The sequence below is a fragment of the Streptomyces nigra genome (assembly GCF_003074055.1).
GTDB lineage: Bacteria > Actinomycetota > Actinomycetes > Streptomycetales > Streptomycetaceae > Streptomyces > Streptomyces nigra.
This window is the reverse complement of sequence record NZ_CP029043.1, coordinates 5,128,535-5,141,235: the sequence shown is the minus strand read 5'-3', so window position 1 is coordinate 5,141,235 and position 12,701 is coordinate 5,128,535. Positions and strand designations below refer to the sequence as shown.

13 protein-coding genes are annotated in these 12,701 nt (G+C 68.9%); all 13 read right to left on the bottom strand.

Annotation, left to right across the window (positions count from 1 at the left end; all coding sequences use genetic code 11):
* Positions 1 to 41: 41 nt before the first annotated feature.
* Positions 42 to 1,478: a F0F1 ATP synthase subunit beta gene (gene atpD / locus DC008_RS24010; RefSeq protein WP_055625179.1), complete on the bottom strand. Its 1,437-nt coding sequence runs from the start codon at positions 1,476 to 1,478 to the stop codon at positions 42 to 44.
* Complete coding sequence (locus tag DC008_RS24005; RefSeq protein ID WP_108708720.1) at positions 1,479 to 2,399, bottom strand: F0F1 ATP synthase subunit gamma; 921 nt, start codon at positions 2,397 to 2,399, stop codon at positions 1,479 to 1,481.
* Positions 2,400 to 2,420: 21 nt separating this feature from the next.
* Positions 2,421 to 4,013 (bottom strand): F0F1 ATP synthase subunit alpha, encoded by a 1,593-nt coding sequence (gene atpA / locus DC008_RS24000; protein WP_055625177.1) that lies wholly within the window; start codon positions 4,011 to 4,013, stop codon positions 2,421 to 2,423.
* Positions 4,014 to 4,145: 132 nt separating this feature from the next.
* Positions 4,146 to 4,961, bottom strand: coding sequence for a F0F1 ATP synthase subunit delta (locus DC008_RS23995; RefSeq protein ID WP_108708719.1), 816 nt, complete (start codon positions 4,959 to 4,961; stop codon positions 4,146 to 4,148).
* Positions 4,958 to 5,503: a F0F1 ATP synthase subunit B gene (locus DC008_RS23990; protein WP_055625175.1), complete on the bottom strand. Its 546-nt coding sequence runs from the start codon at positions 5,501 to 5,503 to the stop codon at positions 4,958 to 4,960. Before DC008_RS23990 ends, DC008_RS23995 begins: the two co-directional genes overlap by 4 nt.
* Positions 5,504 to 5,544: 41 nt before the next feature.
* Positions 5,545 to 5,775: an ATP synthase F0 subunit C gene (gene atpE, locus DC008_RS23985; RefSeq protein WP_009321656.1), complete on the bottom strand. Its 231-nt coding sequence runs from the start codon at positions 5,773 to 5,775 to the stop codon at positions 5,545 to 5,547.
* Between the two features lie 74 nt (positions 5,776 to 5,849).
* Positions 5,850 to 6,677: a F0F1 ATP synthase subunit A gene (atpB, locus tag DC008_RS23980; RefSeq protein WP_055625174.1), complete on the bottom strand. Its 828-nt coding sequence runs from the start codon at positions 6,675 to 6,677 to the stop codon at positions 5,850 to 5,852.
* Between the two features lie 225 nt (positions 6,678 to 6,902).
* The gene (locus tag DC008_RS23975) at positions 6,903 to 7,349 is read right to left on the bottom strand and encodes a Cg1360 family ATP-synthase-associated protein (protein ID WP_108708718.1); all 447 of its coding nucleotides are present in this window, start codon (positions 7,347 to 7,349) and stop codon (positions 6,903 to 6,905) included.
* Positions 7,350 to 7,653: 304 nt separating this feature from the next.
* On the bottom strand, positions 7,654 to 8,958 hold the full coding sequence (locus DC008_RS23970; protein WP_108708717.1) for an MraY family glycosyltransferase: 1,305 nt from the start codon (positions 8,956 to 8,958) through the stop codon (positions 7,654 to 7,656).
* Positions 8,959 to 9,097: 139 nt separating this feature from the next.
* Positions 9,098 to 10,336, bottom strand: a complete 1,239-nt coding sequence (locus tag DC008_RS23965; RefSeq protein WP_108708716.1) for a serine hydroxymethyltransferase — start codon at positions 10,334 to 10,336, stop codon at positions 9,098 to 9,100.
* A 74-nt stretch (positions 10,337 to 10,410) separates the two neighbouring features.
* A complete protein-coding gene (locus tag DC008_RS23960) occupies positions 10,411 to 11,091 on the bottom strand; it encodes an arsenate reductase/protein-tyrosine-phosphatase family protein (protein WP_055625170.1) in 681 nt (226 codons plus the stop codon).
* A complete protein-coding gene (locus DC008_RS23955) occupies positions 11,088 to 11,735 on the bottom strand; it encodes an L-threonylcarbamoyladenylate synthase (protein WP_108708715.1) in 648 nt (215 codons plus the stop codon). Before DC008_RS23955 ends, DC008_RS23960 begins: the two co-directional genes overlap by 4 nt.
* Before the next feature lie 52 nt (positions 11,736 to 11,787).
* Positions 11,788 to 12,627 carry a peptide chain release factor N(5)-glutamine methyltransferase gene (prmC, locus tag DC008_RS23950; protein ID WP_055625168.1) on the bottom strand — a complete coding sequence of 280 codons (840 nt, stop codon included), beginning with the start codon at positions 12,625 to 12,627 and terminating at the stop codon, positions 11,788 to 11,790.
* Between the last annotated feature and the right edge of the window lie 74 nt (positions 12,628 to 12,701).

Below are 12,701 nucleotides of genomic sequence, written 5' to 3'. Positions count from 1 at the left end.
CCCCCTCATCACGAGCTCAATGGCTCACGAAGACCGATGCGTCAGGAGACGCCCAGCTCCTTCGCGTTCTTCTTGAGGTCCTCGAGACCACCGCACATGAAGAACGCCTGCTCCGGGAAGTGGTCGAACTCACCGTCGCAGATCGCGTTGAACGCGGTGATCGACTCGTCCAGCGGCACGTCCGAGCCGTCCACACCGGTGAACTGCTTGGCGACGTGCGTGTTCTGGGACAGGAAGCGCTCGACGCGGCGGGCACGCTGGACGACCAGCTTGTCCTCCTCGCTGAGCTCGTCGATACCGAGGATCGCGATGATGTCCTGGAGGTCCTTGTACTTCTGCAGGATCCCCTTGACGCGCATGGCGGTGTTGTAGTGGTCCTGCGCGATGTAGCGCGGGTCCAGGATCCGGGACGTGGAGTCCAGCGGGTCCACGGCCGGGTAGATGCCCTTCTCGGAGATCGGACGGGACAGAACCGTCGTCGCGTCGAGGTGGGCGAAGGTGGTGGCAGGCGCCGGGTCGGTCAGGTCGTCCGCGGGGACGTAGATCGCCTGCATCGAGGTGATCGAGTGACCACGGGTCGAGGTGATGCGCTCCTGGAGGAGACCCATCTCGTCGGCCAGGTTCGGCTGGTAGCCCACCGCGGAGGGCATACGGCCGAGCAGGGTCGACACCTCGGAACCGGCCTGGGTGAAGCGGAAGATGTTGTCGATGAAGAACAGCACGTCCTGCTTCTGCACATCGCGGAAGTACTCCGCCATGGTCAGACCGGCCAGGGCCACGCGCAGACGGGTGCCCGGGGGCTCGTCCATCTGGCCGAAGACCAGCGCGGTCTTGTCGATGACGCCCGACTCGCTCATCTCGTCGATGAGGTCGTTGCCCTCACGGGTGCGCTCACCGACACCGGCGAACACCGACACACCGTCGTGGTTGTTGGCGACGCGGTAGATCATCTCCTGGATGAGCACCGTCTTGCCGACGCCGGCACCGCCGAACAGGCCGATCTTTCCACCCTTGACGTACGGGGTGAGAAGGTCGATGACCTTGACGCCGGTCTCGAACATCTCGGTCTTCGACTCGAGCTCGTCGAAGTTCGGGGCCTTGCGGTGGATGGACCAGCGCTCGCCCTCGTACTTCTCGTCGACGTTCAGCACCTCACCGAGGGTGTTGAACACCTTGCCCTTGGTGAAGTCGCCGACCGGGACGGTGATGCCCGTGCCCGTGTCGGTGACGGCGGCCTGGCGGACCAGGCCGTCGGTGGGCTGCATGGAGATCGTGCGGACCAGGCCGTCACCCAGGTGCTGGGCGACCTCGAGGGTCAGCGTCTTCTTCTCGCCGGCGTTGGCCGGGTCGGCCACCTCGACGTGAAGGGCGTTGTAGATCTCCGGCATCGCGTCGACGGGGAACTCCACGTCGACGACCGGGCCGATGACCCGGGCGACGCGGCCCGTAGCCGTCGCGGTCTCAACAGTGGTGGTCATTTATCGGTCACTCCCCGCGGTCGCGTCGGCCAGGGCGCTGGCGCCACCGACGATCTCGCTGATTTCCTGGGTGATTTCGGCCTGGCGGGCCGCGTTGGCAAGACGGGAGAGCGTGTTGATCAGCTCGCCCGCGTTGTCGGTGGCCGACTTCATCGCGCGCCGCGTGGCGGCGTGCTTCGAAGCGGCCGACTGGAGCAGCGCGTTGTAGATCCGGCTCTCGACGTACCGCGGCAGCAGGGCGTCGAGGACGTCCTCCGCCGACGGCTCGAAGTCGTACAGCGGCAGGATCTCGCCCTCGGACGGGGCGGTCTCCTGCGCGACCTCCTCGAGGCGCAGCGGAAGCAGCTGGGCGCCCAGCGCCTGCTGCGTCATCATCGAGACGAACTCGGTGTAGACGATGTGGAGCTCGTCCACGCCGCCCTCGGCCGTGTCCTTCTCGATGGCCTCGATCAGCGGGGCCGCGACCGTCTTGGCGTCCGCGTACGTCGGCTCGTCCGTGAAGCCGCTCCACGACTCCGCGATCTTGCGCTCGCGGAAGTTGTAGTGCGCCACACCGCGACGGCCCACGATGTACGTCTCGACCTGCTTGCCCTCGCGCTCCAGGCGCTCGGTCAGCTGCTCCGCCGCCTTGATGGCGTTGGAGTTGAAGGCGCCGGCGAGACCACGGTCGCTCGTGAGGAGCAGCACCGCGGACCGCGTGACCGTCTCGGCCTGCGTGGTCAGCGGGTGCTTGGTGTTCGATCCGGTGCCGACCGCCGTGACCGCGCGGGTGAGCTCGGTCGCGTACGGCGTGGAGGCCGCCACCTTGCGCTGCGCCTTGACGACGCGCGAGGCGGCGATCATCTCCATCGCCTTCGTGATCTTCTTGGTCGCGGTGACGGATCGGATGCGACGCTTGTAGACCCGGAGCTGAGCTCCCATGAGTCAGGTCCCTTCCTTACGTCACTTGGCGGCAGCGGCCGGAGCGTCCTCGCCGAGCAGCTTGCCGTCCGCGGTCTCGAACTGCTTCTTGAACTCCGCGATGGCGTCGGCGACGGCGGTGAGGGTGTCGTCCGACATCTTGCCGCCCTCCTTGATGGAGGTCATGAGGCCCTGCTCCTTGCGGTGCAGGTACTCCAGGAGCTCCTTCTCGAAGCGCCGGATGTCGGCGACCGGGACGTCGTCCATCTTGCCGGTGGTGCCGGCCCACACGGAGACGACCTGGTCCTCGGTGGACATGGGCTCGTACTGGGCCTGCTTCAGCAGCTCGACCATGCGCTGGCCGCGCTCCAGCTGCGCCTTCGACGCGGCGTCCAGGTCGGAACCGAAGGCGGCGAACGCCTCCAGCTCACGGAACTGGGCCAGGTCGACACGCAGACGGCCGGAGACCTGCTTCATCGCCTTGTGCTGCGCGGAACCACCGACTCGGGAGACGGAGATACCGACGTTCAGCGCGGGGCGCTGACCGGCGTTGAAGAGGTCCGACTCCAGGAAGCACTGGCCGTCGGTGATGGAGATGACGTTGGTCGGGATGAACGCCGAGACGTCGTTGGCCTTGGTCTCGACGATCGGCAGACCGGTCATCGAACCGGCACCCATCTCGTCGGAGAGCTTCGCGCAGCGCTCCAGCAGACGGGAGTGCAGGTAGAAGACGTCACCCGGGTAGGCCTCACGGCCCGGCGGGCGGCGCAGCAGCAGGGACACGGCGCGGTAGGCGTCGGCCTGCTTCGAGAGGTCGTCGAAGATGATGAGGACGTGCTTGCCCTCGTACATCCACTGCTGGCCGATGGCCGAACCGGTGTACGGCGCCAGGTACTTGAAGCCGGCCGGGTCGGACGCCGGGGCGGCGACGATGGTCGTGTACTCCAGCGCGCCGTTCTCCTCCAGCGCGCGGCGGACCGACGCGATGGTCGAGCCCTTCTGGCCGATGGCGACGTAGATGCAGCGGACCTGCTTGTTCACGTCGCCCGAGCGCCAGTTGTCGCGCTGGTTGATGATCGTGTCGACGGCCAGGGCGGTCTTGCCGGTCTGGCGGTCACCGATGATCAGCTGACGCTGGCCACGGCCGATCGGGGTCATCGCGTCGACGGCCTTGTAGCCGGTCTCCATCGGCTCGTGCACCGACTTGCGCTGCATGACCGTGGGGGCCTGCAGCTCGAGGGCACGACGACCGCTGGTCTCGATCTCGCCGAGGCCGTCGATCGGGTTGCCGAGCGGGTCGACGACACGGCCGAGGTAGCCCTCACCGACGGCCACGGAGAGCACCTCACCGGTGCGCGTGACCGGCTGGCCCTCCTCGATGCCGCTGAACTCACCGAGGACGATGGCGCCGATCTCGCGCTCTTCCAGGTTGAGCGCGAGGCCGAGGGTGCCGTCCTCGAACTTCAGCAGTTCGTTGGCCATGGCCGAGGGGAGGCCCTCGACCTTCGCGATGCCGTCGCCGGCAAGGGTGACCGTACCGACCTCCTCGCGCGAGGCCGCGTCCGGCTTGTACGACTGGACAAAGTTCTCCAGCGCGTCCCGGATCTCCTCCGGCCGGATCGTGAGCTCCGCCATCTGGGTTCCCTGCTCTCCTTGTTGGGCCCGAAGTTTCACTTTGGGGGGATGGGGACTCCCCCCTGAACGAGGTGAATCCTCTGTACGACCCAACTGGGCCGTCGTAAGTACGTACTGCTTATTGAGTTGCTGCTAGCCCGCCAGGCGGCGGCCGGCGTCCTCGATGCGGTCCGCGATCGAGCCGTTGATGACCTCGTCGCCGACCTGCACCCGGATACCTCCGACGACCTCGGGGTCCACGTCGAGATTGAGGTGCATCTGACGGCCGTAGACCTTGGCGAGGGCGGCGCCCAGGCGCTGCTTCTGCCGGTCGCTCAGCGGCACCGCCGAGGTGACCACGGCGACCATGCGCTCCCGGCGCTCGGCGGCGAGCTTGGACAGGGACTCCAGTCCCGACTCCAGGCTACGTCCACGCGGTGCGGTCACGAGGCGCGTCACCAGACGCTCGGTGGTCGCCTTGGCCCGGCCGCCGAGGAGGCTGCGCAGCAGCTCGCTCTTGGCCGAGGTGGTGGCGCCACGGTCGGTGAGCGCGGCACGCAGCTCCGTGTTGGAGGAGACGATCCGGCCGAACCGGAACAGCTCGTCCTCGACGTCGTCGAGCGTGCCCGCCTTCTGGGCGGCGGTGAGGTCGGCGGTGTTCGCCAGCTCCTCGAGCGCGTCCACCAGGTCGCGGGACTGCGACCAGCGGGAGCGCACCATGCCGCCCAGCAGGTCGGCGGTCTCGCCGCCGACCTGGCTGCCCAGCAGACGCCGGGCCAGGTCGGCCTTGGCCTCGCCGGCCTGCGCCGGGTCGGTGAGGACCCGACGCAGCGACACCTCGCGGTCGAGCAGCGCGGTGACGGCGGCCAGCTCGTCTGCGAGCCGTCCGGCGTCGACGGACGTGTTGTCCGTCAGCGCGTCGAGTCGCTCGCGTGCGGCTGCCAGGGCCTCGCGGCTCGCTCCGTTCATCGTCCGGCCTCGGCCTTCTCCTCGAGCTCGTCGAGGAAGCGGTCGATGACACGGCTCTGCCGGGCGTGGTCCTCGAGGGACTCGCCGACGAGCTTGCCGGCCAGTTCGGTGGCGAGCTTGCCGACGTCCTGGCGCAGCGCGGACGCGGCGGCCTTGCGGTCGGCCTCGATCTGGGCGTGACCGGCGGCGACGATCTCCTCGCGCTGCCGCTGGCCTTCCGCGCGCATCTCGGCGATGAGCGTGGCGCCCTGCTCCTGCGCCTCCTGGCGCAGACGCGCGGCCTCGTGCCGGGCCTCGGCGAGCTGAGCCTTGTACTGCTCAAGGACGCTCTTGGCCTCGGTCTGGGCGGCCTCGGCCTTCTCGATACCGCCCTCGATGGCCTCGCGACGCTGCTCCAGAACCTTGTTGATGTTCGGGAGAAGCTTCCAGGCGAGGAAGCCGAAGACGATGACGAAGGCGAGCAGGCCAATGACAAGCTCGGGGATCGGCGGGATGAGGGGGTTCTCCCCACCTTCGCTCGCCGCGATGAGCAGCTTGCTCATGTGAGTGCCTTTCGTCTAGTCGGCTGGACTGGTCTGGTGGCTCAGTAGCCGTAGACGAACGGCATGACCAGACCGATCAGGGCGAGCGCCTCACAGAAGGCGAAGCCGAGGATCTGGTTGGCACGGATCAGGCCGGCAGCCTCGGGCTGACGGGCCAGCGCCTGGGTGCCGTTACCGAAGATGATGCCGACGCCGACGCCCGGGCCGATCGCGGCGAGGCCGTAACCGATGGAGCCGAGGGAGCCTTCGACAGCAGCAAGGGTCTGGGACATGCCAGTTCTTCCTTTTCTTTACGGACCGATGGGGGTTGGCCACCGGACGATCTGGGAGGTGGAGGGGCAGTGGCTCAGTGGTGCTCGGCCATGGCGCCCTGGATGTACGTGCAGGTAAGCAGCACGAACACGTACGCCTGAAGGGCCTGGATGAACAGCTCGAAGGCGGTCATCACGATGACCATCACGAACGAGACGCCCGCGTAGGCGATACCGAGGCCGTTCAGCATGTACCAGCTGGCGATCGTGAAGAGCAGCAGCAGGGTGTGGCCGGCGAACATGTTCGCGAACAGTCGCACGGCGTGCGTGAACGGGCGGATCAGCAGGTTCGAGAAGAGCTCGATCAGCATGGCCAGCGGAAGGACCGCGCCGAGAGACTTGTCGTAGCCGGTGACGTTCTTCCAGAAGCCGACGAAGCCCTGTCGCTTGAAGGTCAGCGCCACCCACACGACGTAGACGATCAGCGCCAGCACCAGCGGGTACGAAATGATCGCGGTGACAGGGAACTGGGCGACCGGGATGATCGACCAGAGGTTCATCATCCAGACGAAGAAGAAGAGCGAGACGACGAAGGGGACGTACTTCTCACCTTCCTTCTTGCCGATCGTCTCGTAGACGACGCCGCGGCGGATGAAGTCGTAACCCGCCTCCGCGACCATCTGGAGCTTGCCGGGGACGACCTGCGGACGACGGAAGGCAGCCCAGAAGAAGCCGATGATGATCACCGAGCCAAGCAGCGCCAGCAACATCGTCTTGTTGAAGTACAGGTTGCTGTCTCCGTCGCCCCACAGGGGCTGGAACAGGAACGAGTGCAGGCCCGGAGACACCTCGGTGAAACCACAACCGTCGAACAGGTGGCAGTTGGTGTCGAAGGCGAGCACCTGCGTCGGGTCAGCACTCACCGCGGGCTCCTTCAGCGTGGCGCATAGGTACGGCAACCTCGTTGTGTCGGCGCGGCGCGGGGCCGCGGGTCGGCACGGGACTGGTGTTACGGATATGGGGGCGGCTGGGGGGCATCTCGCCTCGCGATTGAGCAGGCGTCAGCTCAGATGCCCGCGCCCGCGATGCCGCAGTTGGCACCGGACGATAGCAGGACTTCTGGAGCGCCTTTATCCCGCCCCTACCCCTCACGACGAATGCCCCGTCTTTTCGGACTTGCCGCCGTTGGAGGAGGCGTCCGAATCGGGTTCCACGTAGAGGATCTTGGCCTTCATGTGGGCCCGGGTCTGCGCGGCGATCCACACGAGCGTGGTCCCGAGCAGGGTGAACGCGAAGGCCCGCGGGTTGAACAGCGTCGTGTTCTTGAACGCGGCCATGAAGATGAAGAGCAGCAGGATCTGCGCGGCGTACAGCATCAGCCCCATGGCCTGGAACAGATGCGGAAGCGATTTGGCAGTGCGCTGGAGCACGTAGAGGCCGAGCCCCATGAAGAGGATCACGACCAGCGTCGCGACGACGGCCCCGATCGCGCCCTCGGCACCGGCGACCACACCACTGACGACGGCGGCTACGGCGCCGGCGGCAGCTGTGGGCACACCGGCCTGGAGCAGGGTGCGGGCGTCATTGGACGGCATGGCGGCAACTCCGCTTTCACGGTGGGGGCAGGGTGTCGTCATGGACGAGCGTAGTCCCGGGCTGAGAGAGAACCTCACGCCGGTGGACCGTCGCACTGCGGCCCTACGGCTCTATCCGGGGGTTCTCGTGAACCGTATCACAAACTATTTGATGAGGTCTTTACCTGGGAGTGTGCCTACTGTCACACATGAGGGTGACCGCGCGCGTCTGTGCGGACAGCCGGGCGAGTTGTCTGATATTGGGGCGCTTCATTCCCCCATGACTTGGCAATGCTCTCGTCAGATTCTTACCTTGAGGCGCTTCTCACCTGGGACGGGAACGGGCGCCCAGCGCGGTCGACCCGTTGGCGCCGGCAACGACCGGAGTGCGCGCTTCCGCGTCGGGGGCCTGAGCCGGCTCGGCCTCGGTGCCGCGTGACGCGGCGCCCGCGGAGCGGGCCACCGCGCGGCTCCTGCGGTAGCGGGGCGGGACGAAGTGTTCCGCCCAGCGGGGGGTGCGGGGGGTGAAGCGCGGCAGGAGCAGGAGGATCAGGCCGATCGCGCTGAGGACGACCACACCGAGCACGATCCACATGGACGCCGAGTTGACCGAGTAGGTGAGCGCGCCGAAGGCGATCAGGGCCGACCAGAAGTACATGATCAGCACCGCGCGGCTGTGGGAGTGGCCGATCTCCAGCAGCCGGTGGTGCAGATGCCCCCGGTCGGCGGCGAACGGCGACTGGCCGCGCCAGGTGCGGCGCACGATCGCCAGGATCAGGTCCGCCGCCGGGATCGCGATGATGGTCAGCGGCATCAGCAGCGGGATGTAGAGGGGCACCATCTGGTGGACCGCGCTGCGCTCGGACCCGCCGAAGAGGTTGTCGGGGTCGACCTGCCCGGTGACGGAGATGGCGCCCGCCGCCAGGACCAGCCCGATCAGCATCGAGCCCGAGTCGCCCATGAAGATGCGCGCCGGGTGCATGTTGTGCGGCAGGAAGCCCAGGCACATGCCCATCAGGATCGCCGAGAACAGCGTCGCGGGGGCCGCGGCCTCGATGCCGTACGAGTACCAGATGCGGTAGGCGTACATGAAGAACGCCGCCGCCGCGATGCACACCATGCCGGCCGCGAGGCCGTCGAGCCCGTCGACGAAGTTGACCGCGTTGATGGTGATGACGACCAGGGCCACCGTCAGCAGGGTGCCCTGCCACTGGGTCAGTGCGACCGTGCCGACCTTGGGGATCGGCAGCCACAGGATGGTCAGGCCCTGCATGACCATCACACCCGCGGCGATCACCTGACCGCCCAGCTTGATCAGGGCGTCGATCTCGAACTTGTCGTCCAGGACGCCGATCAGCCAGATCAGCGCCGCCCCGGAGAGCAGCGCCCGCGGCTCGTTGGACTTCTCGAAGACCGCGCTGAGGTTCGTCAGGTGGTCCGCCACCAGCAGGCCCGCGCACAGGCCGAAGAACATCGCGATCCCGCCGAGCCGCGGGGTGGGCTCCCGGTGCACGTCACGGGCGCGGATCTCCGGCATCGCCCCGGCCACGATCGCGAACTTCCGCACCGGCCCTGTCAGCAGATACGTCACCGCGGCCGTGACACAGAGTGTCAGCAGGTATTCACGCACGGGCTTCCCCACAAGTCTCGCCGGCCATCTCAGCCCCACACCCTAGCGACGGACGCGTACGCGACGCATATGTGAGGGGACTTCCGGGTAACGACGATGGTTGCACGTGTGGCTGTGTGCCCGGCGCGGGTACCCCGTCTCACCGGGGATAGGGCGGAAATCCACCGGCCAGCTCCCGCACTTCTTCACGGGCCGTGTGACTTTCGCCCTCCCCGCGCAGCACGCGCGCGATGAGCGCGGCCACCCGGACCATCTCCTCCTCCCCCATGCCCTGCGTGGTGACTGCGGCGGTGCCCAGCCGCAGGCCCCGGACGTCGCCGTGCGGCAGTGCGCAACAGTCCAGTACGACGCCGGCCGCCGCGAGCCGGAGGCGAGCCGTACGCCCGTCGACGCCGAGCGGGGAGGGGTCGGCGGTGATGAGGTGGGTGTCCGTGCCGCCGGTGGTGACGACGAGCCCCTGCGCGGCGAGACCGGCGGCGAGCGTGCGCGCGTTGGCGACGACCTGGTGCGCGTACGCGGCGAACGCCGGGGTGGCGGCCTCCCCGAAGGCGACGGCCTTGGCGGCGACGGTGTGCATCTGCGCCCCGCCCTGGGTGAACGGGAACACCGCCCGGTCGACGCGCTCCGCGAGGTCGGAGCCGCACAGGAGCATGCCGCCGCGCGGGCCGCGCAGCACCTTGTGGGTGGTGGCGCAGACGATGTCGGCGTACGGCACCGGGCTGGGCGCCGCTCCCCCGGCCACCAGCCCGATGGGGTGGGCGGCGTCGGCGATGAGATACGCCCCGACCTCGTCGGCGACCTCGCGGAAGAAGGCGTGGTCGATGTGGCGGGGGTAGGCGATCGAACCGCACACGATCGCCTTGGGCCGGTGGGTGCGGGCGAGGGTGCGCACCTGGTCGTGGTCGATGAGGCCGGTCTCCGCGTCGACGCCGTACGGGACGAAGTCGAACCAGCGCCCGGAGAAGTTGGCGGGCGAGCCGTGCGTGAGGTGCCCGCCGTACGGCAGGCCGAGGGCGAGGACGGTGTCGCCGGGCCGCAGCAGGGCCGCGTAGGCGGCGAGGACGGCGGAGGACCCGGAGTGGGACTGCACATTGGCGTGCTCGGCGCCGAAGAGGTCCTTGGCGCGCTCCACGGCGAGCCGCTCGGCGACGTCGACCATCTCGCACCCGCCGTGGTACCGGCTGCCCGGATACCCCTCCGCGTACTTGTTGGCCAGCGGCGAGCCGAGCGCGGCCAGGACGGCCGGCGACGTGAAGTTCTCGGCGGCGATCAGCTGGAGCGTGGTGGACTGCCGGTCGAGCTCGCCGTGCAGGATGTCGGCGAGCTGGGGGTCCTGCCGCCGCAGGACATCGGCCTCGAGGGTATGGGTGACCGACATGGTGGGCTCCGGACGTGCGTCGACGATGACGTGAGTCCAATGTAGGCCCGGCCGGCCGGAGCCGCCCTGCGGTGTTAGGCCCTCGCGGGCACCCCCGTCAGCGCCGTCACGACGGGATCGAGTGCCTCGTGTATCTCCTCGCCCACCGAGCGGAAGAACGTCAGCGGTGCCCCGTACGGGTCGTACACCTCGTCCGCCTCCGCCGTCGGGGCCAGAAGCCACCCGCGTAGAGCCGCCGCCGCACGCACCAGCGCACGCGCGCGCCGCACCACACCGTCCTCCAGCGGAGGCAGCGTCGCGGGGTCTATGGCGCGGACCAGGCGGGTGAACTCCTTCAGGGTGAAGGTGCGCAGGCCCGCCGAGTGGCCCATGGAGATGACCTGGGCGCGGTGGTCGCGGGTCGCCGTCAGGACCAGGTCGGCCATGATGACGTGCTCGTCGAGCAGCTCGCGGCCCGTGAAGCCGCCGGCGTCCGCGCCGAAGTCGGCGAGGACCGTCTCGGCGTTGGCCTCCATGGGCGCGCCCTCGTGGCCCCAGGTGCCGGCGCTCTCCACGACGAGGGAGCGGCCCAGCACGCCGAGCCGCTGCTGCACGAGATGACGCGTCAGCCGCTCGGTGATCGGCGAGCGGCACACGTTGCCGGTGCTGACGTGGAGGATGCGGAAACTGTCGCGCGGGAGCCCCACGAAGGTCGTCGTGATCTCCGCCGCGCTTTCCCGGTTGCCTATGCCGCGCCCCGGTTCAGGGGCTGTCAATTGGCCACCTCGAGGTCGGGTACGACCTTGCGGAGCTCCTCCGCCGAGATCGCGCCCTGGCGCAGCAGCATCGGCACCTCGCGGGTGACATCGACGATGGACGAGGGCACGTTGCCCGGGGTGGGGCCGCCGTCCAGGTAGACGGAGACCGAGTCGCCGAGCATGTTCTGCGCGGCGTCGCAGTCCTCGGGCGCCGGGTGCCCGGTGAGGTTCGCGGAGGACACCGCCATCGGGCCGACCTCGGTCAGCAGCTCGATGGCGACCGGGTGCAGCGGCATGCGCACGGCGACCGTGCCCCGGGTGTCGCCGAGGTCCCACTGCAGGGACGGCTGGTGCCGGGCGACCAGGGTGAGCGCGCCCGGCCAGAAGGCGTCGACGAGCTCCCAGGCCAGCTCGGAGAAGTCGGTGACGAGCCCGTGGAGCGTGTTCGGGGAGCCGATCAGCACGGGCGTCGGCATGTTCCGGCCGCGGCCCTTGGCCTCCAGCAGATCGCCGACGGCCTCCTTGGTGAAGGCGTCGGCGCCGATGCCGTACACGGTGTCGGTGGGAAGGACCACGAGCTCGCCTCGGCGGACGGCGGACGCGGCCTCGCGCAGACCCGTCGTACGGTCGGTCGCGTCGTTGGTGTCGTATCGCCGTGCCATGTCTAGCGGGCCTCCTCGTACACGTGCTTCCGGACAAGAGCTCGGGGGGTGGTCACGGCATCGCCTTGCGGGCCGTCGCGAACCGGGGGCGGTTGTTCAGGTCGGGGTGGTCGGCGGCGTCGGCCCAGCCCCGCTCCTCGGTGAAGATCCACGGCACCTGGCCGCCCTGGGTGTCGGCGTGCTCGATGACGACGACGCCGCCGGGCCGCAGCAGGCGGTGCGCGGTGCGCTCGATGCCCCGGATGAGGTCCAGGCCGTCCTCGCCGGAGAACAGGGCGAGTTCGGGGTCGTAGTCCCGGGCCTCGGGGGCGACGTACTCCCACTCGGTGAGCGGGATGTACGGCGGGTTGGAGATGACCAGGTCCACCTGGCCGTCGAGGTCGCGGAAGGCGTCCAGCGCGTCGCCCTGGCGCAGCTCGACCCTGGACCCCTCGACGTTCTTGCGGGTCCAGCGCAGGGCGTCCTCGGAGAGCTCCACGGCGTGCACGCGGGAGCGGGGCACCTCTTGGGCGAGGGCGAGCGCGATGGCGCCGGAGCCGGTGCACAGGTCGACGATGCACGGCTCGACGACGTCCATGGCGCGTACCGCGTCTATGGCCCAGCCGACGACGGACTCGGTCTCGGGCCGGGGCACGAACACCCCGGGCCCGACGTGGAGTTCGAGGTAGCGGAAGTAGGCCCGTCCGGTGATGTGCTGGAGCGGCTCACGCTGCTCGCGCCGGGCGATGACCTCCCAGTAGCGGGCGTCGAAGTCGGCGTCCTTCACGGAGTGCAGCTCGCCCCGCTTCACGCCGTGCACGAACGCGGCGAGTTCCTCGGCGTCGTTGCGCGGTGAGGGCACGCCGGCGTCGGCCAGCCGCTGGGTGGCCTGGGCCACCTCCGCGAGCAGCACGCTGCGGGGGCTCGAGGGTCGCCCCCCAATGGATTGCTGCACGCAAGTCCTCCGTGTCGTACTCGTCCGTGCCT